Origin of the sequence: Vibrio bivalvicida, assembly GCF_001399455.2 — a bacterium.
GTDB lineage: Bacteria > Pseudomonadota > Gammaproteobacteria > Enterobacterales > Vibrionaceae > Vibrio > Vibrio bivalvicida.
This window is the reverse complement of the sequence record NZ_LLEI02000032.1, coordinates 175,749-201,449: the sequence shown is the minus strand read 5'-3', so window position 1 is coordinate 201,449 and position 25,701 is coordinate 175,749. Positions and strand designations below refer to the sequence as shown.

Sequence of the window (25,701 nt, the reverse complement as noted above, 5' to 3'; positions counted from 1 at the left end):
ATGGTATAGGTATAAAAAAGCTCACAGCAGATACTGTGAGCTTTTTTGAAGTAGCCAGAAGTTACTTACCTTAGGATACACTCACTGGTTTTTGGAGTGTATGAGCGTTAAAGCGATACAGTATCGTTAGTCCTGGAATTGTCGCAATCGCAACGTAGACTCCCACATAGGCAGAGCTAAGTAACATCGCTTCTGACACGATCAGTGGCGTGAGGCCTCCGAAAATAGACAACGCGATGTTGTAACCAATTCCTAAGCTGGTGGTTTGGTTAGCGGATTGTTGCCATAGTAGCGCGGCTAAGTTACCCAGAATGATTGCTGCTAAGCTACTGATACCTAACACCGCAAGTGCTTGCCATATGAATTGGCTAGAACCGAGCAGAGCGAAAAGCGGGATAGCAGCAAACAGCATAAATAGAGCCCCCAACTTAAAGGCTTGTTGTGGTGAAGAGCGTTTATCGACAATGAAAGAGAAAGCAAACAGCAAGACCACTAGGATCGAAGAGTTGATCAGCGCCAGGTTTTCGATGTTCATCGCTTTACCAAGGATACCACTCGCTAAGTTCTGAACATAGAACACCACGGCGCCAAGAATAGAGATGCAAAAAACTTTGGCAATGATTTGGCGGCTAGATTTACCCGCTACGATTTCTGCTTTTGGTAGTTCTGGCAAAGATAGGCGTAGGTATAGGCTGACCATGATATTTGCAACCCCCACGAGTAAAGGCACTCTCCATCCCCATTCACTCATTTCTTGCGCCGATAGGTAATGTTCTAGACCAGCAACAATCAATAGGGAAATGATGACACCCACAATCGAACTGGCAACAATCAAACTACTTACTCGTGAACGTTCAGATTTTTTCGCGTCGTACAGTAGGTAGTTGATCAGGGTTGGGTATTCGCCACCAAAACTAAATGCTTGGATCATCTGGAAGAAAAGGAAAACGACCACCACATATTGACCGATCATATCGACGGGGACAAAAGCCATGGCCACCGTTGCCAGACCTGTTAGCAGGTTACAAAAGACCAGTGCTCTTTTACGCCCATACCTATCGGCGTAGCGGCCAATTACGACTCCTCCAAATGGCCTAATCAAAAAACGTAAGGCGAACACGCCCCATACTACGAACTCTGAATGAGCGATGCCTTGGGTGGCAAATAACTGAGAAATGTACATCGATATTGACGCGAACACGGCGATATCATAAAACTCCATGGCATTGCCAAGGACAGCACTGGTGCGCTGTTTCCAAGTGAGTGACATTCTGTTTTACTCCTCTATAACTTCTAATTGATTTCCATCGGGATCTGAACAGAAAAAGTAACGGAAACTACCTAGCCTAGCGTTGTAAATAGTTGTGATGTTGGTGACTTCCGATAATTTTCTATGAAAGGTCTCTAGGTCATTCACCCGCAAAGCAAAATGGGTTATCCCCACCTTTTTTAGCGAGATCAGTGACTCAGGGATTGGGACAGAAACATCCCTATTAAAATGAAAAAGCTCGATTCTCGAGCCTTGGTTTTCCAACATATGGATGATTACCTGCTCGTCTTGAAAACTCCGTTCAAGCTGGTAACCAAACAATGCATAGAAATTGCGACTAGCGATTAGATCACCCACGGTTAGCGATACGTGATGAAACTGTCCAGACATGCGACTGTTACTCCGTGCTCAACCAGTTTCTTGAAAAAGACCGAATCGGGCTGATGCTGACAGTCTAGTTTGCATTTGATGATGTAGATACGACGTGCTTCTTCGGCCTCTTTGCAACCGCGAATTATGGAGACCTCTTTAAAGGTTTTCATCTCAAGAAAGTAACGAACGCTGGTTAGTTCATCGTGAGTTAGAGCGAGGTTGCCAAATATGTACTCTGCCTGCTCGACGTATCCACATTGACTGGTATTTGGTGTAGAAAGGATATCGATTGGAATCTGTATTTCTTTGTCGCTCCAACATTCCAGAGCCAGATGGTTCACTTTCGGTCGAAAGGCAATGGCCTGGCTCACAACATCGCAAGGCAGCGGGGTAATTGGCAGAGAGATCGAAAGGATTTCAAATAGTGAACTTTGGTTGGTGACGATGTCTACTCGGTTATGGCTCGCTTGAGATGACTCTTGGAAGTTCTGCACGCCTTGGCTGTTCCAAAGATTAATTCCCGGCTTTAGGCGCGAGTGGAGCTTTTTGTACAGCTCGTCACCCCAATAAGCTAGGTGCCAAGAGTAGTTGGTTGAAACAGTTTTAACTTGTTGACGTTGAATATCGACGCGAGAGAAAGATACCGTTTGCTCAACTCCCATGTATTCAACATAGCGTTTGAATACATGACAGATTGCCTCCATATCGGTATTGCGCACATCCATGGCTTATTATCGTTAATATTAGTGATGGTGTGCGCATTGTATCTTATGTGCTTAGTTTCATCATTAAAAATAATAATATATGGAATCAAAAAAAGCGCACCCAATATGACTGGAAGGTGCGCTTTAAGACTCAATCTAAGTTTTACTGGGTCTGACAGTTTAAACAGAACGCATACTGGCCTTTAGGATCATTGTAGCTCTGTAACAAGTTGGCATCTTGGATAACTTGCGCTGCGACTGGCTGTAACGCTTGTGGCAGTAGCGCAGTTGCATCAATGCCCAAAGAAACTCTGACTTGATTCATGAAGTCCTGAACAAATTGCTGAGCGGGTGAAAGTGGTTCTTCGACCCAGTACAAGTTGTAGTTTTCAACCTCAGCGAGTTTGGCGGCTAGAGCTACTGCATCATCGAAGTCACCAATTTTATCAATTAGGCCATGTTGAAGTGCGTCTTGTCCTGTCCAAACTCGGCCTTGTGCTATGTCATCGACCTTATCTAACGGAATCTCACGTGACTGGCTCACTAAGCCTACAAAGCGATTGTAACCATGTTCAATCCCCATCTGGAACGCCTGTGAAGCGCCTTTTGAAAGCCCCGTTGTCACCCCGACATCGGAGAAAGGTGAAGTACCAACGCCATCGGTATAAACACCGAGTTTGTTCAACCCTTTTTCGAAAGTAGTGACGACACTAAAGATGCCGATAGATCCCGTGAGTGTGGTTGGCTGTGCAACAATGCTGTCAGCACTCATAGAGATCCAGTACCCGCCTGATGCGGCTAAGCTCGACATTGATACCACAACAGGTTTGCCAGCTTCTTTCAGTGCATCAACTTCGTTACGAATCACCTCAGAGGCAAACGCACTGCCCCCAGGACTGTCGACACGAAGCACCACCGCTTTTACCTTGTCATCATTGCGTGCCTGGCGTAGCAGAGCTGCTACGGTGTCACCACCCACGGTTCCACGTGGTTGCGAACCATCCATGATAGCGCCGCTTGCCACAACAACAGCAATGTCGTCTGATGCTAAATCGAAGCTTGGCGCTATTGATGATTGATATTCATAGTAGTCAACGTAGTTGTAGCTGTCTTCGCCATTACTACCAAATACATCAATCAATTGTTTGCGGACTTGCTGACGCGTCGCTAGTTCATCGACTAGACCGATATTTAAAGAAAGAGCCGCTAAATCACCGTTGTTCTGTTTAAGTAAGGCTAAGAACTCATCCATATTAGGCGTAAGTGCATCAGAAGAAAGCTGACGGTTAGTCGCAACGTCATCCACATAGGCTCCCCAAAGTTGACCAAGCCAACGCGAGGCTGATTCTTTTGCCTCTTCAGACATATCATCGCGCACAAATGGCTCGATGGCTGACTTGTAAGTACCCACACGGAATACGTGAGTGTTGACGTCCAGTTTTTCAAGCAAAGTTTTGTAGTACAAGGTGTAAGTGCTGTAGCCCTTAAGCATCACAGCACCATCCGGTGCGAGATAGATTTTGTCTGCGTAGCTTGCGAGGTAGTACTGGCTTTGGTTGTACATATCGCCAACAGCGTAAACAAGTTTGCCTGATGTTTTGAACTCGTTCAGAGCTTTGGCTATATAACGTAACTTAGTCAGGTTCGTTTCTGGCATATCTCGTAGCGCTAAGACTATCCCACTGACTTGTTCGTCATCTTTGGCATGACGAATGGTCTCAACAATATCGAATAGCACGTTTTCTTTCGGTAAGCTCTGACCAAAGAAGGAACCAGTCAAGGAATCCATAGGATTAACATAAGTTGGTTGTTCAACAATTGGGCCTGAAATATTAACAATCAGAGCAGACTCTTTTGGTACTGAAGGGGTAGGTGTATCAGCACTGGTATAGATGAAATAGATGACACCGATACTCGCCAAAAAAATCAAGTTAACCAGGGCAAGTCGAATGAAAGTGATGAGCTTCCATATCCCTTTAAAAAACAGGCCAACGAATTTAAATACTTTTTTCATTTTCTCTCCGCTACGGAAACCGTAGATGTAAGGCTTATCTGCTCTATGAGCATTTAAGTTCAGATTAGCTCCATCCTACTTAAACTAGTATACCCAAACAACCAGAAGATTGATCGGTGTTACAAAAATGTAAACGGGTGTTTGATTTTTGTTTAAGCTCTTCATATTGTGGTCAGACCACAACAATAAAAGAGTAAAGTGATGTCTACCATGTACCCGAACTTACTTCAGCCATTGGATCTAGGATTTACCCAGTTACGTAACCGAGTGTTAATGGGGTCTATGCACACAGGATTAGAAGAGCACAAAGAAGGGCTTGGTAAGCTCGCTGCTTTTTATGAAGAACGAGCAAAAGGTGGTGTAGGACTCATTGTAACGGGTGGTTTTTCACCCAACTTGCGCGGTAGACTGCATCCGTTTAGCGCTGAGTTTAGTAAAGTGAAACACGCTAAAGCACACAAAGTTGTCACGCAAGCGGTACACAAACATGGCGGAAAGATTGCGTTGCAATTGCTTCATGCTGGCCGATATGCGATGCATCCTTTTGCGCAGAGTGCTTCTGCTATAAAGGCGCCAATTGCCCGTTTTGCACCTAGTGAGATGAGTTCGCGCCAAATAAACAAAACCATCGCTGCATTTGCTAATAGTGCTGCTCTCGCTCAACAGGCTGGCTACGATGGTGTTGAAGTTATGGGCTCTGAAGGGTACTTACTAAACCAATTTATTTGTAAACGAACCAACACACGTTACGACGAGTGGGGTGGCAGTTACGATAACCGCATTCGTTTCCCACTTGAAGTGGTTAAAGCGATTCGAGAGGCGGCTGGAAAAGAGTTCATCATTATTTTCCGCCTTTCAATGCTCGACTTGGTCGAAGAAGGAAGCACTTTTGACGAAGTGGTCATGCTAGCAAAAGAGCTAGAAAAAGCAGGCGTGACCATTATTAATTCGGGTATTGGCTGGCACGAAGCTCGAATTCCTACCATTGCTACTCAGGTTCCACGTGGTGCCTTTACTTGGGTGACTGAGAAAGTTCGCCCACATGTCAGTGTACCTATTGTCACTTGCAACCGTATTAATACCCCGGAAGAGGCGGAAAACATCCTCGCTAGCGGCCATGCTGATATGGTTTCTATGGCGCGTCCGTTTTTAGCTGACCCGCACTTTGTGATTAAAGCCGAGCAAAACCGCTCACAAATGATCAACACCTGTATTGGCTGTAACCAAGCTTGTCTTGATAACGTATTTAAAGGTAAACGTGCAGGGTGTTTAGTGAATCCATTAGCGTGTCGAGAAACCGAGCTCACTGTGACACCAACAGTAGTGAAAAAGAATATTGCGGTCGTCGGTGCTGGGCCAGCAGGCTTAGCGTGTGCAACAACTTTGGCAGAAAGAGGCCACAATGTTGATCTGTTTGAGCGCAATGACCGCATTGGTGGTCAGTTCCGTTTGGCAATGCAAATTCCGGGTAAAGAGGAGTTTAGGGAAACGATTCGTTATTTTGCTAACCGCATTGATGAGACTGGTGTGAAGTTACATTTGGAAACAGATGCAAACTATGACTTACTCGCCGAGTACGATGAAGTTGTTATGGCGTCAGGAGTTGAACCGCGTAAAGTCAATATCGATGGTATGGAGACGCCGGAAAAAGTCGTAGATTATCAAACTCTGATCAAAGATAAGACTTATGTGGGCAACAAAGTCGCTATTGTTGGTGCTGGTGGTATCGGCGTTGATGTGGCAACCATGTTGACTGAGCCTGCTGGCCACAACCTAGATGATTGGTTACATGAATGGGGCATCGATAAAGAGATCTCACACCCTGGCGGACTTTTCCCATACCCTGACTCAATGAGCGATAAAACCGTCTGGGTACTCCAGCGCCGCAAAGGTCGTGTTGGTAAAGGGCCGGGTAAGACCACAGGTTGGATTCATAAGCGTACTCTAGAAAAACGCGGCGTGAATTTACTTGGTGGGGTGAGCTACGACAAAATTGACCAACAAGGCTTACATATTAGCATTGATGACAAGCCGCAATTGCTCGAAGCCGACACCGTTATTATTTGTGCAGGGCAAGAATCGGTACGACCGTTTGAAAATCAATGGCATCTACTCGGTGATAAACTCCACGTTATAGGTGGCGCCGATTATGCGGGTGAACTAGACGCAGTGCGCGCCATTAAGCAAGGCGTAGAGCTTGCTATCAAGTTGTAATCACTCTGCAGTTTAGATAGCAAAAGGTCTCTTTTTAGAGACCTTTTGTGTGTTTATTGTGCGTTCTCATCTAGAGGATAACGGTTTTGTTACCGTAAACAAATACGTGATCGTTGAGCACTTTGTTAAGTGCCTTACTTAATACGTTCTTCTCTACATCTCGACCAGCCTGTGCCATATCTTGTGCGCTAAAGTTATGGTCAACTGGGATAACATCTTGTTTGATGATCGGCCCTTCATCCAGATCGTTTGTTACGAAGTGAGCGGTTGCACCAATGATTTTTACACCACGTTCATATGCTTGCTGGTAAGGTTTAGCACCAATAAATGCAGGCAAGAAGCTGTGATGGATATTGATGATCTTATGGTGGTATTTCTCAACAAATGAAGGGGTAAGTACGCGCATGTACTTAGCGAGTACTAAGTAATCGGCTTGGTATTGATCAATCACTTCGAGCATTTTCCTTTCGTGCTCTTCGCGATTTAGCCCTTCATGAGATACATGATGATACGGGATGTCGAATCTCTCAGTCAGACTTTGTAACGTGTCATAATTGCCGACAACTGCTGCGATATCGACATCTAGACTGCCGTCGTAGTTCTTCATAAGAATATCACCCAAACAGTGTGCTTCTTTTGTTACGAGGATGACAACGCGCTTGCGGTTTGAGCCGATCAATTTACGCTTTGCCCCTTCAGGCAATGCTTGGTCGAGATCGGCTAAAAAGGTCTGGTCATTAAAGTAGCCTTCTAGCTCGGTACGCATAAAGAAATGGCCGCTCGTGTTGTCTACGAACTCGTTGTTGTGAATGATATTGAGCTGGTGCTTGTAACAAATATTCGTGATCTTTGAAATAAGACCAGGTGCGTCAGTGCAATGTGTCAGTAGTGTTTTCTTTTCCATTTGGTTAAAACTTCCGTGAATTATTTTTTTTGTATTGTGAATTTTTTACGGGCGTCCGAACGGTGAGATCGCGCGCAGTATTGAAGCTACAATTAAACTAATATCGAGCTGGTTTCAACAAATAATCTGAGTTAACCGATTGGCTAAGGTTATTTGCGGAGTATTTCTACTCTTAGAGTATCTTTTAGGTGGTATTTATGGATAAAGAGCTATTAGCCCGTAAGTTGTATTCTGAACGAGTAAGCGCCTTAACTGGCGGAAAAGAACTAGACGACGAAATCTTAGAGCAAATGTGGGAAAACCGTGCCTCCCCAATTGAAGCGGCGCGCGCTATGATGGACGACCAAGAAGATGGTTTCTCTGGACCTGCTTGGTTAAATCGTTATCTCAATAAACGCTAACTCTCCAAGTCTGCTAGGGCGCGAAAATCTCATTCGCGCCTTGGTGTAAAAGCTGCCATAATCTCTTCCTCTTTAATAACTCTCTTCTGTGCATGATTTCAAAGACCTTTTCATCTGAGGGCGCGCTGGGTAAAGCCATTCCGGGTTTCCAACCGCGCCAAGCGCAGCTCGATATGGCGGAAGCGGTAGCAAGCGCAATAAAATCGCAAAGTCAGGTGGTGGTTGAAGCAGGTACGGGAACAGGTAAGACCTTCGCCTATCTTGTACCGTCTCTGTTAAGTGGTAAGAAAACCATTATTAGCACCGGCTCGAAAAACCTGCAGGAACAGCTCTTTCATCGAGATCTGCCTTTAATGGTCAATGCCTTAGGCTACTATGGTCAAGTTGCACTACTCAAGGGGCGTGCGAACTATCTGTGCCTAGATCGCTTGAGTCGCCAGATGGTAGAGAGCCACAATCAAACCGCAGATCCAACATTACTGAGCCAGTTAGTTAAAGTACGTAGTTGGTCATCGGAAACCAAAACGGGTGATCTTGGTGACTGTGATGCGATTGCTGAAGACAGTCCCGTAATTCCGACCATTACCTCGACCAATGATAACTGCCTTGGAAAAGAATGCCCAAGTTATCAAGAGTGCTTCGTACTTAAGGCAAGAAAGAAAGCAATGGACGCCGACATTGTTGTCGTCAATCACCATCTGTTTTTAGCTGATCTCGCAATCAAAGAAACTGGGTTTGGTGAGCTGATCCCTGAAGCAGAAGTGTTTGTCTTTGACGAGGCGCATCAATTGCCGGACATTGCCAGCCAATACTTTGGTCAGTCGCTGTCGAGTCGTCAAGTCCAAGAGCTTAGTAAAGATATTGAGATAGCCTATCGCACCGAAGCAAAAGATATGCGTCAATTGCAAAAGGCAGGGGAGAAGCTGTATCAAACCGCGATGGATTTAAGGATCGTGTTGGGTGACCCCGGTTTTCGTGGCAACTGGCGTGAGGCAGTCACGTCGCCATCCATAGGGCGAGAGCTTAGACGCTTAGAAGACTCGCTCGATTTCGTTATTGAAGTGCTTAAGCTGGCACTAGGCCGCAGCCAATTATTAGATAGCGCGTTTGAAAGGGCTAATACCATCAAGGCGAGACTGGATAGAGTGTGTGATGTATCCATTACCGGTTACTCTTATTGGTATGAAACTACGCCGCGCCATTTTAGTCTGCATATTACCCCTCTTAGCGTAGCTGACAAGTTCCATGAGCAGATAGAGCTAAAGCAAGGGGCATGGGTATTTACCTCGGCGACTCTGGCTGTCAATGACGATTTTGGTCACTTTACTTCACGATTAGGTTTGAAACCTCAGGCGCAAATGTCGCTGCCAAGTCCGTTTGATTATCAAATACAGGCACGCTTATGTGTTCCTCGATATCTTCCCGAACCAAACAGCTCGGGGTTGGCGGATAAATTGGTCAATATGCTGACGCCAGTTATAGAGCAAAACCAAGGACGCTGTTTCTTTCTTTGTACCTCTCATAGCATGATGAAAGAGTTGGGAGAAAGGTTTAGAGAGAGGTTAAGTGTTCCGGTACTGATGCAGGGTGAAACCAGTAAACAGAAAACCCTTGCCGAATTTATGGAGCTGGGTAATGCACTGTTGGTCGCGACAGGAGCGTTTTGGGAAGGGATTGATGTTAGAGGTGATACGCTGAGCTGTGTTATCATCGACAAATTGCCATTCACTGCCCCTGACGACCCGCTGTTAAAAGCACGAATTGAAGATTGTCAGCTCAAAGGTGGTGACCCATTTTCTCAGGTGCAAATACCGGATGCGGTCATTACTCTGAAACAGGGAGTAGGGCGACTGATTCGAGATAAGACAGACAAAGGGGCGCTGATTATTTGCGATAACCGACTGGTCACCCGCGATTATGGCGGTGTGTTTCTAGCGAGTTTGCCCCCAATACCGCGCACCCGAGATTTAGCTTTGGTGCAGGATTTTCTCGAACATAACTAAGCGTGCCATGCAGTAAACTGCCATACGATGTGGCATACGCATAGCAAGAAGAACCAGAATATTTAATACAGACCAATAACCAGAGATATCAATGAGTGTAAAGATCCTTGCTCTAGATACAGCGACTGAGAACTGCTCGGTTGCTCTTTTAGTTGATAATAAAGTTTATGTGCGCAGTGAAGTCGCACCTCGTGACCACACCAAGAAAGTATTGCCTATGGTTGATGAAGTGCTGAAGGAAGCAGGTGTTTGCCTAACTGAACTCGATGCACTCGCATTTGGACGCGGCCCTGGTAGCTTTACTGGGGTGCGAATTGGCATTGGTATTGCACAAGGTTTAGCGTTCGGCGCAGATTTACCTATGATTGGTGTGTCGACATTAGAAGCTATGGCACAAGGGGTTTACCGTAAACACGGTGCGAAGCACGTTGCGACTGCCATTGACGCGCGTATGAGTGAGGTCTACTGGGGGCGATTTGTTCGTCAAGAAGATGGCACTTGGAAAACGGTGGATGCCGAATGTGTGGCGCCGCCGCAGCAGGTTTCTGACCACAGCATTGCTGATGATCAGCAGTGGTTGACTGCCGGAACAGGTTGGGATGCCTACCCAGAACAGCTTGCTGGTGTTAAGTTTAACATGGCTAAGAGCGACGTACTGTTCCCAGATGCAGAAGACATTGTTCAACTGGCTAAGTTTGAGTTGGCTGAGGGCAATACCGTGGAAGCAGAAGAGGCTAGCCCAGTTTACCTTCGTGACACTGTTGCTTGGAAAAAGCTGCCTGGCAGAGAGTAGTTTAGCTAGAACCAGTAAGGCATAGACGGATAGTATGGTATCAATTAACGGATTACCTCCTTCGCTTCCCGGCCCAAACAGGGCTAATAAAGCTAACAAGCAGAATGAGGTTAAAAAATCTGGTGATAAAACGCCGGTTAGCCAGCCAACTAAGGTGGCTAACGCCGTGGCGCATTCCATCCGTCATGTTAATGAGTCTGAAATCCATAAAGCGCAAGTTCAATATGACCTACCTGAGGGCAAGAGTCGTAAAGCGATGGAGGAGTATATGGATGTGATGCACCAAGCAAAGCGTGATGAACTTTCGCAGATGCTCGGTGTCGATATCTATATCTAATTTATGACTTTTGAAGCGCTTATGACTCAGCGACCTTTTCGATTATTATGTGTTCTTGCCAGTGCAGTTTTACTATCGGCCTGTAGTTCGTTGCCCGACAATCTGAAGTCAGAGAACCCAGATATAATTACCGACTATCAAGTATGGCAATCTGTGGGTGACAAAAGCACAGAGGTAAGATTGGGTGGTTTAATTGCCGATGTAAAAAATCTAGCAGACCAAACTCGCATTGAAGTGGTCAATCTGCCGATTGGTTCGTCGGGTAAGCCAGATATCAATCAAGAGCCGGAAGGACGCTTTGTGGCTTATGTTGATGGTTTTGCCGATCCAGTGACTCTATCTACTGGCAGATTGATTTCCTTACTTGGCCAAAGTCAAGGTCGAGAGCAAGGTAAAGTTGGTGAATACGCTTACGATTTCCCAGTGATGAAGGCAAATGGTTTCCATTTGTGGCGTATTGAAGAGCGTATCATCGTTCATGATTTCGATAGTTATCTCTATCCTTGTCGAGGCCTATACTGTAGCGATGTACGTTATGGCACGAGGCAGGGTAAAGTGATTCAAGAAGTGAAGTAATGCGTTACGAACAAAAGCGTGCTGTCCGAGATGGGCATATTGCGACAATTGAGTATGGACACAGTGAAACGGCCGAAGTATCGGTCGTTTTTTTACATGGATGGTTAGACAACGCAGCGAGCTTTGAATCAGTCATGGCTTCTCTCCATGCTCTTAGCCCGGATTGGCATTTATGTGCAATCGATTTACCTGGACACGGCCTATCTAGCCATAAAAAAGATAGTGATTTCTACCCATTTCACGACTATATAGACGACGTTTATCAGTTATTGGCTAACTTATCACCAAACAGACTGGTATTGGTGGGGCATTCTCTTGGTGCTTTGATTGCAAGTTGCTATAGTGCTGCTTTTCCTGAACAAGTCAGTGGCTTAGTTCAGATAGAAGGATTCGGCCCTTTGGCGGAAAAAGCGCAAGGAACAGTTTCTCGTTTAAGAGAGGGTGTACTCAGTCGCCAAAGAATCCGGAGAAAACCGACTCGCGTTATGCTATCAGAGCAAGAAGCGATAGAGCGGCGCGCAAAGGTCAATCAGATTGACGCTGAACTCATTGCGCCTATAGTGCTCCGTGGGCTTGATTCTTATCAGTCAGGCTGGGTATGGCGACATGATGTAAAGCTACAAAGTCAGTCTCTTTACCGTATGTCTTTTGAACACGCTGAGGTGTTTCGTCAACAAGTGCCTTGCCTACAGCAAGTGATTCTTGGCGAAGATGGTTTTTCTTATTTGCAGTCTTTTCAGCATGATGCTTCAGATTCCACTCATTTTGAAATGATCGAAGGCGGTCATCACTGTCATCTGCAAGCTCCTTCTAGAGTATCTAACCTAATTTTTGGTTTAGTTAACAAAATTTAAACAAGTGTTTGAGACTTTCGTGCTCAAGGACTTCGCCTGTGCTGTAATAGACAACGTTGAAAATAGAGCTTTTCACATGGATGACAGCCAGTTAATTTCGAGGAGTTTTACCGTGGATAAACCTTGGTTATCACGCTATCCAGAAGATGTGCCTGAGCATATCGACCCAGAACAGTACCCATCATTGGTGGAAATGTTTGAACAGTCGGTTCAAAAGTACGCTGACCAACCTGCATTTATGAATATGGGTTCGGTGATGACTTTCCGCAAACTGGAAGAGCGTAGCCGAGCATTTTCGGCGTACTTACAAAATGAACTGAAGTTACAAAAAGGCGATCGTGTTGCTCTCATGATGCCTAATCTTTTGCAATACCCAGTAGCCCTATTTGGTGTTCTGCGCGCGGGGTTAATTGCCGTCAACGTTAACCCGCTTTACACACCTCGCGAACTTGAACATCAGTTGAATGACTCTGGTGCAAAAGCGATTGTTATTGTGTCGAACTTTGCTAATACCCTAGAACAAATTGTCGATAAAACGCCAGTCAAACACGTTGTACTGACGAGTCTTGGTCAAATGTTGCCACGTGCTAAGGGCACCTTGGTTGACTTCGTGGTTAAGTATGTCAAAGGTATGGTGCCTAAGTACGATTTGCCTGGAGCGATTTCGATGCGAAAAGCGCTACATAATGGTCGTCGTTTACAATACGTAAAACCTTTTATGTCTGGAGACGATATCGCCTTCTTACAGTACACAGGCGGTACGACAGGTGTAGCAAAAGGAGCCATCCTAACTCATCGCAACATGATTGCTAATGTTCTTCAAGCAAAAGGTGCATACGGACCAGTCTTGTCTGAAGGGCGAGAGCTGGTTGTCACGGCTTTGCCGCTTTATCACGTGTTTGCACTGACAGTAAACTGTTTACTGTTCATTGAAATGGGTGGCCAAAATTTATTAATTACCAATCCTCGTGATATTCCGGGCTTTATCAAAGAACTGCAGAAGTATCCATTTACTGCTATCACTGGCGTCAACACCTTATTCAATGCATTGGTGAACAACGAAGACTTTCAGGAGCTTGACTTTAGCAAGCTGAAACTTTCTGTTGGTGGCGGTATGGCTGTTCAACGTGCTGTGGCAGAGCAATGGAAGAAGACCACAGGTATACATCTACTTGAAGGTTATGGTTTAACTGAATGTTCACCTTTGGTGACGGGCAACCCTTATGACCTTACTGATTATACAGGAGCCATTGGTTTGCCTGTACCGTCAACGGAAGTTCGTATTGTTGATGACGAAGGTAACCCTGTTGCGAATACCGAAGTGGGTGAGCTTCAGGTACGTGGCCCTCAGGTGATGCAAGGCTACTGGCAGCGACCTGAAGCTACCAAAGAGGTTATCAATGCTGACGGTTGGTTATCTACTGGTGATATCGTTAAGTTCGACGATGAAGGTCTAATTCATATTGTTGACCGCAAGAAAGATATGATTCTGGTCTCTGGCTTTAACGTTTATCCAAATGAGATTGAAGACGTAGTCGCACTGCACGGTAAGGTACTTGAAGTGGCGGCAATTGGTCAGCCACACGAAGTGTCCGGCGAGCTGGTCAAGATCTATGTAGTTAAACGCGATCCAAGTTTAACTAAAGAAGAAATTATTGCTCATTGTCGTGAGCACCTAACAGGGTATAAGGTACCAAAACTCGTCGAGTTCAAAGAAGATTTGCCGAAAACCAATGTCGGTAAGATCTTGCGCCGCGTGTTACGTGAAGAAAATGATGCAAACCTTGCCAAGTCAAAGTAACGCGATGAGAATTAAGCACTGATCAGTGTTTGATGATAGAATGCCGACTATATCCAGTCGGCATTTTTTATTGTCGCAAGAAACCGCTCATAGTGAGAAGTTAGTGAATTATCAGATTATTACCCAATCGGCGCAGCTCGATAGCGTTTGCCAGAGCGCACGAAACGTTGATGTCGTTATGTTGGATACGGAGTTTGTCCGTACACGTACATACTACCCGCAACTAGGCTTAATTCAGCTTTTTGATGGACAGAATCTTTCTCTTATAGATCCAACGGTTATTGAGGATATGACGCCGTTTGTGGAGCTACTAAAAGATACCTCTGTACTCAAAGTACTGCATGCGTGTGGTGAAGATTTAGAAGTGTTTCACAACAGCTTTGAGTGCTTACCATATCCTATGGTAGATACCCAGATAATGGCCGCTTTCCTTGGCCACGGCTTATCGACAGGCTTTGCCGCTTTAGTTGAAAGTTACCTAAACGTAGAGTTAGATAAAAGTGAGTCTCGTACAGATTGGCTTGCAAGACCGCTAACTGGCAAGCAGCTCGAATACGCTGCGGCCGATGTATATTACTTACAACCACTTTATGAGCAGCTATTTGAGAAGATCACCCAAGCGGGCTGGTGGGGGGCTGCACAACAAGAGAGTGACTTAATTGCCTCTAAGCGGATAAAAACACTTAACCTAGACACGGCTTACCTCGATGTCAAAGGTGCGTGGCAGCTAAAGCCGAGTGAGCTGGCCGTTCTTAAACCGCTCGCCACATGGCGTCTAAAAGAAGCGTTACGTCGCGACTTGGCGCTCAATTTTATATTTAAAGAGAACGATTTACTGACAGTTGCACGATTGGGAATTCAAAATCGTAATCAGATGGAACAAGAAGGGATGGATTACCGCTCAGTCCAAAGGCACAGTACTCGTATTATCTCAATTGTGAAAGCTGCCAAGAAAACACCGGTCGATGAATATCCAGAAAAGCTTGAACGTCTTATGGATATGCCTGGCTACAAGCAGAAATTTAAAGTGCTTAAAGATGAGGTAAAACGTGCCTCCCAAACAAGTGGCTTAGCGACGGAATTTTTGGCTTCTAAGAAGCAACTCAATCAGTTAATTTCCTGGGTATGGAAAAAAGATAGAGATCCAGCCCAGCTTCCAGACGTGATGCAGAGTTGGCGTTTGGAGCTGTTTGGTGAGAAATTAAATAAGCTTCTATAAAAAGTACAAAACAAATAAAACGGGCTTCCAATTGGAAGCCCGTTTCGTATTTAGTTTGATTAACCTGCTAACACGTCAGTAGCAACCTTGTAGCTAGGGTCCTCTTTGACGTTGATCTCAACTAAGCTGCCCGCTTTATCTAGCAGCTTACGACAGTCAGGGCTAAGGTGACGTAGATGAAGCGTTTTACCTTGTGCTGAGTAGCGCTCAGCTAAGGTTTCAATCGCTTCTATTGCCGAGTGATCGGTGACACGTGAATCGGCGAAATCAACAATCACGTCATTTGGATCTTTATACGCATCAAAGATCTCAAGGAAATTTGCGACAGAGCCGAAGAATACTGGGCCATGAATCTTGTATTCCTTTGAGCCTTCTGCGTTGATATTGGTATCAGCGTAGATGTGCTTAGCGTGTTGCCATGCAAACATAAGTGCTGAAGCAATAACCCCCACGAATACTGCAATTGCAAGGTCGGTAAGCACAGTTACTACCGTGACGAGCACGATAACAAAGAAGTCTTGTTTTGGCACGCGGCGAGCCAGTTTGAATGTTGCCCATTCAAAAGTACCAATAACGACCATGAACATAACGCCCACCAGTGCCGCGAGAGGAATCATCTCAATGAGAGAGGAAGCAAACAGGATAAACATCAGTAGAGCGACGGCTGCGACGATACCTGATAGACGACCACGACCACCAGAGTTTACGTTGATCATAGACTGTCCAATCATTGCACAACCACCCATAGCACCAAACACTGAACAGGTCATGTTCGCCATGCCTTGACCGATACATTCGCGGTTAGACTGACCGCGTGAGTTTGTCATCTCGTCTAGTACAGTCAGTGTTAGTAGAGACTCAATCAGACCGATAGCAGCAAGAATGATTGCGTACGGCAGGATAATTTGGAATGTCTCTAGGGTTAATGGAACCGCAGGGATAGAGAAAGTTGGTAACGATCCTGCCAATGTTGCTGCTTCATCACCTGACATAGTGCGCAGGAAGTCAACGACAGTGCGGGTTTCTAGATCTAAACCAACCACTAAAGCAGTTACAGTGACGATAGCCACAAGTGAGGAAGGTACTGCTGTAGTGAACTTAGGCAAGAAATGAATGATTGCCATAGTTAGCGCAACAAGGCCAAGCATGAGCATCATTTGATCCGTTGGCAGCCAGGTTAACGCTCCGGTTAAATCTGGTGCTTTAAACTGACCTAACTGAGCAAGGAAGATTACAATCGCTAAGCCGTTTACGAAGCCAATCATCACCGGATGTGGCACGATACGGATAAACTTACCCAACTTGAATAGGCCCGCTGCAATCTGAAGGATACCTGCAAGCATGATTGCGGCAAATAGATATTGCACGCCATGAGTGGCTACAAGCGAAACCATTACAACAGCCATTGCACCTGTCGCGCCTGAAATCATACCAGGACGGCCACCGAAAATAGAAGTTATAAGACCTACTATAAAGGCAGCGTATAGGCCTACCATAGGGTCAACGCCTGCGACAAAAGCGAAGGCAACGGCTTCAGGAACTAGCGCGAGTGCAACGGTTAAACCTGATAACACATCGTTTTTTACAGAGTGTTTAGAAAATTGGGGAAATTCAAACATATTTGCTCAGTTTGGCTAAGTGTTTAAAAGTATTCTGAATTGTTTCTAGTCGCCGCCGGGCAAAAATGCAATGTAAAAGAGCAGAGGGACCAGATTTCACAATTCAGATCGAGTCGGCGCATGCTACCGAAAAGTGTGATTAAGTTCAAGATTGATACAGATATTGGCTAATATTTGTGACAAATAAATGCTACTGACAGTATAGGCAGTACTTAACGATTATTCTGCGCAATCAGTATTCTAGCGCATAAAAAAACAGCCTCTATCTATAGAGGCTGTTTAGTCATGGTATTGCTATTGGCTAGTATTGAGGTTTAGTCATTACTGCGCCCGCTTGGTTGCGAGCGACTTGGCTGCCTGCACCGCGAGACTCGTAGCGCTCTGCCTTTAACGGAGCCGCGTTCACAGTGATTTCTTTCATCTCTGTGCTGCCTGGTGCTTTCGCCATTGCCGCTGATGCGTGACCTTTAAAGCTCGGTGCTACAACTATATCTGAAGATTTTACTTTCACTTCTTCTACAGTAGGCTGTTGAACTTCAGTCGTTACAACTACTGCTTCTGCTTGAACAGGTTGTTCGGCCGCTTCAGGCACAGTATTCACTACTTCTTGTGCCGCTTCTACTGCTTCAACTGGCTCTGGCTGAGCTGCATCAACCGCAGTTTGTACAGGTTCTGCAGTAACTGGTTGTTCACGACGAACAATCACTTTACCCATCGCCATTTCTGGACACGCAAAGCCACCTAGTGAAGCTGCTGATGTTTCTACAACAGGCGCTTCTACGTTATCAGCTTTAGATTTCTGCTTTGGCGTAGGCTTAGTAATACCATAACTAGGCATCACTTTACCCATTGCCATTTCAGGGGATGCAACACCACCGCTGCGCAGGCGGAATGGGTTAGGACGACGATCACGACCGCGACGACGGCGTTGACCACTTGCACGAAGGTGACGTGGAGAACGACGATTACGGCGCTGTTTTGGCGGCTCGTCAGCGTTGTCTTCAGTCTCAAGTGCTTTCTCTGCAACTGCTTCAGCTTTCGCTTCGATTGAAACCTGCTTTGCTTCTTCCCCGGCTTTCGCTTTTGCAGCCTGATCTTTAACGCGCACCTGCTTTGAAAGTTTGCGACGCTGACGACGCTCTTTCACTTTTACAGCTTTCTCTTCCGTACGCTCTTTACGAGCTTCAGGCTTGTCGCTTTGTTGAGCGTCTGCTGCTAGTTTAAGGCCTTCTTCAGCAACCTTGCTTGATTTCGCTTCATCACGCTTGTTGCGGCGATCTTGCTTAGGCTTGCGATTTTGCTGTTTACGCTCATTAGGTTTAGCTTCAGTTGTTGCATCGTCACGTGTGTTCTTACGCTTGTTGTCGCGCTTGTCTTCACGATTATCGCTGCGGTTGTCGCGATTACCACGACGACGGTTGTCGTTGCGGTTGCGACGATTACGATTGTTGCGGTTACCTTCTTTGCGCTCTTTAGGTTTTTGCTCTTCTTGCTTTTCTTCTTCTTTGGCCGAGCCAAATAGGAAGCTGCCTAGAGCTTTAAAGAAGCGACTTACAATACCCTCTTGAGCCTGCTGTGAATCCACCTTCTTCTCTGGAGCTTTTGGCGCTGGTTTACTAGGAGCTGGCGCTGAATTGCTTGGAGAAGCAAAGCCTTTTAGGGCTGGTTCTTCAATCTTCTTAGGTTTGGCTTCAACTTCTACGGTAGGCTCTTTACCTTCTGCTTCCTTCATCGCTTCTAGCTTGGTAGGAATTAGGTAAGAAAGAAGATCGAACTCTTCGCCTTCGCGGACACGGATTACATCGAAATGCGGTGTTTCCATGTCTGAGTTTGGTACTACTGTAATCTTAACTTCTTGGATGCGCTCAATATGGTTGACTGAACGACGCTTTTCGTTAAGTAGGTAAGAAGCAATTGGTACAGGAACAACAGCAAGTACTTGGGCTGTGTTGTCTTTTAGCGCTTCTTCTTCAATCAAACGAAGGACTGATAGTGCAAGAGATTCGTTATCACGAACCACACCCGTACCGCTACAACGTGGACAGATATGGTGACTCGCTTCAGCAAGCGATGGGCTTAGGCGCTGACGAGACATCTCTAATAGGCCGAAACGAGAAATTCGACCAATTTGTACTCGAGCGCGATCCATGCGAACGGAATCGCGAAGACGGTTTTCAACTTCACGTTGGTGACGAACTGGCGTCATATCAATGAAGTCGATAACCACTAGGCCACCTAAGTCGCGCAGGCGAAGTTGACGCGCAATTTCTTCTGCTGCTTCTAGGTTGGTGTTTAACGCTGTTTCTTCGATATCGCCACCCTTAGTTGCACGGGCTGAGTTGATATCGATAGAAGTCAAAGCTTCTGTGGGGTCGATAACGATAGAGCCACCAGAAGGCAGGCGAACTTCGCGTTGGAATGCTGATTCAATCTGGCTTTCAATTTGGTAGTGGCTAAATAGTGGTACTTCACCATCGTATTTCTTCACACGGTTTACGAAATCAGGGCGGACTAGCTGGATATGATCAAGTGCGCGTTCGTAAATCGTGTTGCTGTCGATTAGTATTTCGCCAATATCGCGACGTAGATAGTCACGAATTGCACGAACAATCACATTACTTTCCTGGTGAATTAGGAAAGGTGCAGCGTTTGAGTCAGAAGCTTGCTTGATTGCACCCCAGTGATTAAGAAGTACGTTTAGATCCCACTCTAGTTCTTCTGCGCTCTTGCCCACACCAGCAGTACGCACGATTAGACCCATACCTTGAGGTAGTTCCAATGTACTTAGTGCTGCCTTGAGTTGAGTGCGCTCGTCGCCTTCGATACGACGGGAGATACCGCCAGCACGAGGGTTATTAGGCATAAGAACCAAGTAGCTACCCGCTAAAGAGATAAACGTAGTAAGAGCTGCGCCCTTGCTGCCACGTTCCTCTTTCTCTACTTGTACGATCACTTCTTGACCTTCGGTTAGCACTTCTTTAATGCTTGGACGGCCTTGGTAGGTGTAACCTTCAGGGAAGTATTCGCGGGCAATTTCTTTAAGGGGGAGGAAACCGTGTCTTTCCGCACCGTAGTCAACAAAAGCCGCTTCTAGGCTTGGTTCGATGCGTGTGATACGTCCTTTGTAGATATTTGCTTTTTTAGATTCATGTCCAGGGCTTTCGATATCTAAATCGTATAAGCGCTGACCATCAACCAAAGCAACACGCAACTCTTCTTTTTGAGTTGCGTTAATTAACATTCTTTTCATTGATAAATCTCGTTGTCATTTTTTGTTGTTCTTGTCACTGCTATCGCTTTCATGGTGCCTGATCCCATGGCTTATTCGTTGCAGCCTCCCGGCTGGAGGGATGCTCTGGGGCACTTCAGTCTCACAAGCCTTTCTCGTTCAGCTTGTAAGCCGCGTAGTCGGCGGAAAATACTCAACATGATGTGCGACGAGTAGGGTGACAAGATTGCTAATTCCAATAATGTCTTACGCCGTATGCAGCATTTTGGTAAATTAGCGGGCTACTCAATCTATTGCTCAAAATATGGATTGATTTGTATAAAATGCATCCAAACCATATATTGCAGGTGTGAACTATAGCAGTACCCACTAAACTCAGCAATCTGCTTTATTATAAAACGCTAAAAAAGCTGATTTTATTTTCGGTAAGTGACTGTTTTATTGGTTTTATTAGGGGTGTTTTTGAAAATTGTAATAAAGTTGATGGATTTTTATTCGTAGCGGATTTTGAGTCTACTCTTATCGAGCAAATTTCCACAATGTTGCGAAGAAAATGTGAATCTGCGCAACTTAGAGTGTTAGAATAAGTTCATGAATGAAATTAGAACAAAAGTCCAATTCGTTGACATTGACGACGATATGGCGGGGCAGCGTATTGATAACTTCTTACGCAACCAATTGAAAAGTATCCCCAAAAGTGTGATTTATCGTATTCTGCGTAAAGGCGAAGTACGGGTAAATAAAAAGCGTGTAAAAGCTGAATATAAGCTTCAGGCAGGTGATCTTGTCCGTATTCCTCCAGTAACTATTGAAGAAAAACCGGAAGAGGTCGCGCCTAGCACAAAGTTAAACAGGGTTGCCGAGCTAGAGGACATGATCATCTATGAAGATGATCATATGCTGATTCTTAACAAACCTTCAGGCACGGCTGTTCATGGTGGCAGTGGTTTAAAGTTTGGTGCGATAGAAGCGCTTCGCGCTCTACGACCGCAAGCAAGGTTCCTAGAGCTTGTACATCGTATAGACCGTGATACGTCTGGCATATTACTTGTTGCTAAGAAGCGCTCAGCCTTGCGTCACCTTCAAGCTCAGTTCCGCGAAAAAACAGTGCAAAAATACTATTTCGCTTTAGTGATGGGTGAGTGGAAGGCCAGCTGTAAGAAGGTCAATGCGCCGCTACTTAAAAATGAAGTGAACAGCATTGTCCGGGTCAATCCAAATGGTAAACCTTCAGAAACGAGATTTAAAATCCTTGAGAAGTTTGCCAATGCAACACTGATCCAGGCGAGCCCAATTACTGGTCGTACTCACCAAATTCGCGTTCATACTCAATACACGGGTCATCCAATCGCATGGGATGATCGCTATGGTGACCGACGCTTTGATGCATACACTGGTAAGGTTGGCTTAGACCGTTTGTTCCTTCATGCTGCGAACATTAAGTTCCAACATCCATCAAATGATGAGTGGATGGAAATTAACGCGCCGATGGAGCCAAAGTTGAAAAAAGCATTGGCGGGGCTGCGTAAGCTTTAGAAAAAGGAACGGACTTCGTCCTATGGATAACGGGAACGTGCTGCGCCCTGTGGAACGCTGCGTTTCGAGAATAGAGTTCGGACTGCGCCGCCTTTCTAGAGAAGAACGATGCTATATGCCGTCATTCCCTAGACTGACGAAGGAGGGAGTAGGGAATCTCCAAAAGCTCGTGACTCGCGTTAAGAGATCCCCAACTCGGTCGTACCTCCCCCTCGGGGATGACCGTTTAATTTATTGAAATGAAAAGGGTTGACGCTATGTGCCAACCTTTCAAACTTGTCTCGCATCTCGCATCTCGCATCTCGCATCTCGCATCTCGCATCTCGCATCTCGCATCCCTCTAAAGCACCTCAACCCCTTGCGCTGCGAGCATATCAATCAAATCAATCAGTGGCAGTCCGACTAACGTGTTTGGGTCTTTACCTTCTAATCGTTCAAATAGAGCAATACCCAAGCCTTCGCTTTTGAAGCTGCCAGCGCAGTAAAAAGGCTGTTCTTTATCAACGTAGCTCTCGATTTGCTTCTTGCTTAAGGATCGAAAGTGGACGGTAAATGCATCGACTTTTATATCCGTACAGCCAGTTAGAGTGTTATGTAGGGCTAAGCCAGTAAAGAACTGAATAGATTGGCCACTTTGTTGGGTCAACTGTTCGATGGCTTTTTCCCTTGTATGCGGTTTGCCGATGATTTTGCCGTTGATGACACAAACCTGATCGCTACCGATAACTAAGCTTGGTTGATTCACTGCGCATGATTCGGCTTTACCTTGTGCGAGTCTTTGAACGAGTGCCAAAGGTGATTCATTTTCGAATGGGGTCTCATCGAACTCAGGGGACGCAGTGTCAAATGCAATTGCTAGTTTATTGAGCAGTTGCTTACGATATGGCGATGTTGAGGCTAAAACTAGTTGGTAATTCGGCATTTTTCTTTACAATCGAAACAGAGTTGGTGTGAGCTTAATTCATATTATGTCTTTTATACTAGCTCTCTCGCTGATAAGGAAAAAAAGTACAAATTTTTGCCCTTTTTCTTTGACTATAAACGATTTGGAAGATAGAATTCGCGCCCTATGCAAAAGGTAAAAATACCGCGTACGATTGATCCGTCACGCGCTGCTCAGAAGCGACTAAATGTTGAAGGTATTATTCAAGTTAGTCTCTTTAAGCGCTTAGATGAATCAGTTGAAGGCGTTAAACGCGACGCCCAAGTGTCACTGTCATTTGACTTAGATGAACAGCGACTCGTTGTTATCTCTGGTAAAGCTAACATCGTAGTCGACTTAGAGTGTCAGCGCTGTAATGAGGTTTTCGCACATGAGTGCGATGTCCAATTCACTTATACACCCTACAAAGGTGAAAAGACTGAAGAGGAAGCACCGGAAGAGTACGATTTGGTAGATCTGAACGAGTACGGTGAGTTAGACCTAATACAGTTAGTTGAAGACGAGTTCATTCTAAACTTGCCTCAAATAGCAATGCATGATGAAGCGGATTGTAGCGTTGATTCAGATAATATGGTGTTTGGTGAGCTTCCAGAAGAAATTGTGGAAGAAGATAAGAAACCGAATCCATTTGACGTTTTAAAAAGCTTAAAGAAGTAATTCTTTAAGAACTTACATAGGAGTAGGGTCAATGGCCGTACAAAAGAGCAAGAAATCACGTTCAATGCGTGGTATGCGTCGTTCACACGATGCCCTAACTACAGCTGCACTTTCTGTAGACGCAACTTCAGGTGAAACTCACCTACGCCACAACGTAACTGCTGAAGGTTACTACCGTGGCAAAAAGGTTATCAACAAGTAAGGTTGACCTTTGCAAAATATAACCGTTGCACTTGATGCAATGGGCGGGGATTTCGGTCCTCGCGTCACAGTGCCTGCCGCCGTGCAGGCATTGTCGCATTTCCCAGAGCTAAAAGTGACCCTAGTTGGTGATCAGCACGCGATCACATCTCAATTATCATCTCTTGGTCATCAGCCGAATGCTCGCTTGAGCATTGAGCACACTGACCGAGTTATCTCAAACACCGAAAAACCTTCCCTCGCATTACGGAATCATCAAGGTAGCTCAATGGGCACTACGATTGAGCTTGTCGCCGATAATCAAGCTGATGCTTGCGTAAGTTGCGGAAATACGGGCGCATTGATGGCCTTGTCACGTTTCAAGCTAAAATTACTGCCAGGTATCGAAAGGCCTGCATTGATCTCTGCTTTGCCGACTTCATCAGGTGGTAGAACATGGATGTTGGATCTCGGAGCGAATGTATCGAGCGATGCAGACTCATTGTTTCAATTTGCAGTGATGGGAAGCGCTTTAGTTGAGCAGTACTTGCAGCGTCCACCTCGGGTAGCAATTTTGAATATCGGCGCTGAAGAAATAAAAGGTAATGACCTAGTCAAGCGCTGTGCAGAAATGCTTTATCAGACACAATCTGTTAATTTTGTCGGCTATATTGAAGGTAATCAGTTACTGCACGATGCCGCAGATGTTGTGGTTTGTGATGGATTTGTCGGTAACGTTTGCCTGAAAGCGTGTGAAGGAACGGCGCAACTTTTTATCGATAAGTTGAAATCGAGCATGATGACCCAATCTCTAAAGGGTTGGATTGCAAGAATATTATTTTCTGGGCTTTTTAACGAGCTAAAAACCTTGAACCCCGACCAGTATAACGGCGCAAGTTTGCTAGGATTGCGCGGAATTGTCATAAAAAGCCACGGAAGTGCTGATGTAGAAGCGGTAATCAATGCGATTGGTGAAGCTCTACATGAGGTCCAACGACAAGTACCAAGCCGTATTAGCGATCGTTTGGAAGCGGTTTTACTCGAGAGGCATTATTAGTCTTCATGTATAGCAAAATTTTAGGTACTGGCAGCTACCTGCCATCTCAGGTGCGTTCAAACGCAGACTTAGAGAAAATGGTAGATACAAGTGATGAGTGGATTGTTACTCGCACGGGTATTAAAGAGCGTCGAATTGCAGCAGAGAACGAAACTGTTGCTGACATGGGTTACCATGCGGCGAAGAATGCTATCGAGATGGCAGGTATCGACAAAAACGATATCGATATGATTCTGGTAGCAACCACTAGTGGCTCTCATGCTTTCCCGTCTGCGGCATGTCAGGTACAAGCACTTCTTGGTATTAAGCATTGCCCTGCCTTTGATATGGCAGCAGCGTGTTCAGGCTTTGTATATGCCTTGTCTGTTGCCGATCAGTACATCAAAACAGGCCATTGTAAAAATATTCTAGTGATCGGCGCGGACGCTTTGTCTAAAACGTGTGATCCCAATGACCGTTCAACGATTATCCTTTTCGGTGATGCTGCGGGTGCTGTTGTCGTTGGTGCAAGTGAAGAGCCTGGCATCTTATCGACAACCATTAACTCTGATGGTCGTTTTGGCGAGCTACTGAGCCTTAAGTTCCCAGACCGCCACGAGAAAGTACCAAGTGAGTCGGAGCACAGCGAAGATATCAATAGTTGGCTGCATATGGCAGGTAACGAAGTATTCAAAGTAGCCGTGACTCAGCTTTCGCGTCTTGTGAAAGAGACGCTAAAAGAGAATGGTCTGGATAAATCTGATCTAGACTGGTTAGTTCCTCACCAAGCAAACTTACGAATTATCTCTGCGACAGCGAAAAAGCTCGCTATGTCGTTGGACCAGGTGGTTATTACTTTAGATCGTCACGGCAACACCTCAGCTGCAACAGTACCAACTGCGCTTGATGAAGCGGTACGTGACGGTCGAATCAAGCGTGGTCAAACGCTGCTGCTTGAAGCATTTGGTGGTGGCTTTACTTGGGGCTCAGCTCTGGTTAAGTTCTAATCAACAGAATTCAAATTAAAGATGCTAAAAGG

22 protein-coding genes are annotated in these 25,701 nt (G+C 45.5%); 14 read left to right on the top strand and 8 right to left on the bottom strand.

Annotated features, from left to right (window positions below; all coding sequences use genetic code 11):
- Positions 1-70 precede the first annotated feature (70 nt).
- From APB76_RS11780 to sppA, 4 genes are all read right to left on the bottom strand, one after another.
- Entirely contained in the window at positions 71-1,270 is a 1,200-nt protein-coding gene (locus tag APB76_RS11780; protein ID WP_054961581.1) for an MFS transporter, read from the bottom strand.
- Positions 1,271-1,276: 6 nt separating this feature from the next.
- Positions 1,277-1,660 carry a VOC family protein gene (locus APB76_RS11775; RefSeq protein WP_049843666.1) on the bottom strand — a complete coding sequence of 128 codons (384 nt, stop codon included), beginning with the start codon at positions 1,658-1,660 and terminating at the stop codon, positions 1,277-1,279.
- A complete protein-coding gene (locus APB76_RS11770) occupies positions 1,630-2,367 on the bottom strand; it encodes a hypothetical protein (protein ID WP_054961582.1) in 738 nt (245 codons plus the stop codon). Before APB76_RS11770 ends, APB76_RS11775 begins: the two co-directional genes overlap by 31 nt.
- Positions 2,368-2,509: 142 nt before the next feature.
- The gene (gene sppA, locus APB76_RS11765) at positions 2,510-4,360 is read right to left on the bottom strand and encodes a signal peptide peptidase SppA (protein WP_054961583.1); all 1,851 of its coding nucleotides are present in this window, start codon (positions 4,358-4,360) and stop codon (positions 2,510-2,512) included.
- A gap of 201 nt (positions 4,361-4,561) precedes the next feature.
- On the opposite strand from sppA, the gene APB76_RS11760 reads away from it, so the two are divergent.
- Positions 4,562-6,574, top strand: a complete 2,013-nt coding sequence (locus APB76_RS11760) for an NADPH-dependent 2,4-dienoyl-CoA reductase (RefSeq protein ID WP_082880294.1) — start codon at positions 4,562-4,564, stop codon at positions 6,572-6,574.
- Positions 6,575-6,644: 70 nt separating this feature from the next.
- On the opposite strand, the gene purU is transcribed toward APB76_RS11760, so the two are convergent.
- The gene (gene purU, locus APB76_RS11755) at positions 6,645-7,478 is read right to left on the bottom strand and encodes a formyltetrahydrofolate deformylase (protein ID WP_049843669.1); all 834 of its coding nucleotides are present in this window, start codon (positions 7,476-7,478) and stop codon (positions 6,645-6,647) included.
- A 197-nt stretch (positions 7,479-7,675) separates the two neighbouring features.
- Here purU and APB76_RS11750 point away from each other — a divergent pair, with 197 nt between their 5' ends.
- The 8 genes from APB76_RS11750 to rnd all read left to right on the top strand — a co-directional run bounded on the left by APB76_RS11750 (position 7,676) and on the right by rnd (position 15,462).
- Positions 7,676-7,879, top strand: coding sequence for a hypothetical protein (locus APB76_RS11750; protein ID WP_054961584.1), 204 nt, complete (start codon positions 7,676-7,678; stop codon positions 7,877-7,879).
- Between the two features lie 92 nt (positions 7,880-7,971).
- Positions 7,972-9,882, top strand: a complete 1,911-nt coding sequence (locus APB76_RS11745; RefSeq protein WP_054961585.1) for an ATP-dependent DNA helicase — start codon at positions 7,972-7,974, stop codon at positions 9,880-9,882.
- A gap of 91 nt (positions 9,883-9,973) precedes the next feature.
- Complete coding sequence (gene tsaB / locus APB76_RS11740; protein ID WP_054961586.1) at positions 9,974-10,675, top strand: tRNA (adenosine(37)-N6)-threonylcarbamoyltransferase complex dimerization subunit type 1 TsaB; 702 nt, start codon at positions 9,974-9,976, stop codon at positions 10,673-10,675.
- 34 nt (positions 10,676-10,709) lie between these two features.
- Entirely contained in the window at positions 10,710-11,012 is a 303-nt protein-coding gene (locus APB76_RS11735; protein WP_054961587.1) for a hypothetical protein, read from the top strand.
- Positions 11,013-11,033: 21 nt separating this feature from the next.
- A complete protein-coding gene (locus APB76_RS11730) occupies positions 11,034-11,588 on the top strand; it encodes a Slp family lipoprotein (RefSeq protein ID WP_054961684.1) in 555 nt (184 codons plus the stop codon).
- Entirely contained in the window at positions 11,588-12,442 is an 855-nt protein-coding gene (locus APB76_RS11725) for an alpha/beta fold hydrolase (protein WP_054961588.1), read from the top strand. The genes APB76_RS11730 and APB76_RS11725 overlap by 1 nt, the downstream gene beginning before the upstream one ends.
- A 112-nt stretch (positions 12,443-12,554) precedes the next feature.
- Positions 12,555-14,243, top strand: a complete 1,689-nt coding sequence (gene fadD / locus APB76_RS11720) for a long-chain-fatty-acid--CoA ligase FadD (RefSeq protein WP_054961589.1) — start codon at positions 12,555-12,557, stop codon at positions 14,241-14,243.
- Positions 14,244-14,346: 103 nt separating this feature from the next.
- Entirely contained in the window at positions 14,347-15,462 is a 1,116-nt protein-coding gene (rnd, locus tag APB76_RS11715; protein WP_054961590.1) for a ribonuclease D, read from the top strand.
- Between the two features lie 59 nt (positions 15,463-15,521).
- Here the strand turns inward: rnd and APB76_RS11710 are convergent, their stop codons facing one another.
- Together APB76_RS11710 and rne are read right to left on the bottom strand one after the other, a co-directional pair.
- Positions 15,522-17,081 (bottom strand): SulP family inorganic anion transporter, encoded by a 1,560-nt coding sequence (locus APB76_RS11710; RefSeq protein ID WP_049843676.1) that lies wholly within the window; start codon positions 17,079-17,081, stop codon positions 15,522-15,524.
- Between the two features lie 301 nt (positions 17,082-17,382).
- Positions 17,383-20,331, bottom strand: coding sequence for a ribonuclease E (rne, locus tag APB76_RS11705; protein ID WP_054961591.1), 2,949 nt, complete (start codon positions 20,329-20,331; stop codon positions 17,383-17,385).
- Between the two features lie 570 nt (positions 20,332-20,901).
- On the opposite strand from rne, the gene rluC reads away from it, so the two are divergent.
- Complete coding sequence (gene rluC, locus APB76_RS11700; protein WP_054961592.1) at positions 20,902-21,846, top strand: 23S rRNA pseudouridine(955/2504/2580) synthase RluC; 945 nt, start codon at positions 20,902-20,904, stop codon at positions 21,844-21,846.
- Positions 21,847-22,186: 340 nt separating this feature from the next.
- Here rluC and APB76_RS11695 read toward each other — a convergent pair whose 3' ends face one another.
- Complete coding sequence (locus tag APB76_RS11695) at positions 22,187-22,768, bottom strand: Maf family protein (protein ID WP_049843679.1); 582 nt, start codon at positions 22,766-22,768, stop codon at positions 22,187-22,189.
- A 147-nt stretch (positions 22,769-22,915) separates the two neighbouring features.
- Between APB76_RS11695 and yceD the strand changes: the two genes are divergently transcribed.
- Genes yceD through APB76_RS11675 form a run of 4 tightly spaced genes read left to right on the top strand, consistent with a single transcriptional unit; the run spans position 22,916 to position 25,669 of the window.
- Complete coding sequence (yceD, locus tag APB76_RS11690) at positions 22,916-23,446, top strand: 23S rRNA accumulation protein YceD (protein ID WP_049843680.1); 531 nt, start codon at positions 22,916-22,918, stop codon at positions 23,444-23,446.
- Between the two features lie 31 nt (positions 23,447-23,477).
- The gene (rpmF, locus tag APB76_RS11685) at positions 23,478-23,648 is read left to right on the top strand and encodes a 50S ribosomal protein L32 (RefSeq protein WP_004414666.1); all 171 of its coding nucleotides are present in this window, start codon (positions 23,478-23,480) and stop codon (positions 23,646-23,648) included.
- Between the two features lie 9 nt (positions 23,649-23,657).
- The gene (plsX, locus tag APB76_RS11680) at positions 23,658-24,683 is read left to right on the top strand and encodes a phosphate acyltransferase PlsX (protein WP_054961593.1); all 1,026 of its coding nucleotides are present in this window, start codon (positions 23,658-23,660) and stop codon (positions 24,681-24,683) included.
- A 5-nt stretch (positions 24,684-24,688) separates the two neighbouring features.
- Positions 24,689-25,669, top strand: a complete 981-nt coding sequence (locus APB76_RS11675; RefSeq protein WP_054961594.1) for a beta-ketoacyl-ACP synthase III — start codon at positions 24,689-24,691, stop codon at positions 25,667-25,669.
- Positions 25,670-25,701 lie beyond the last annotated feature (32 nt).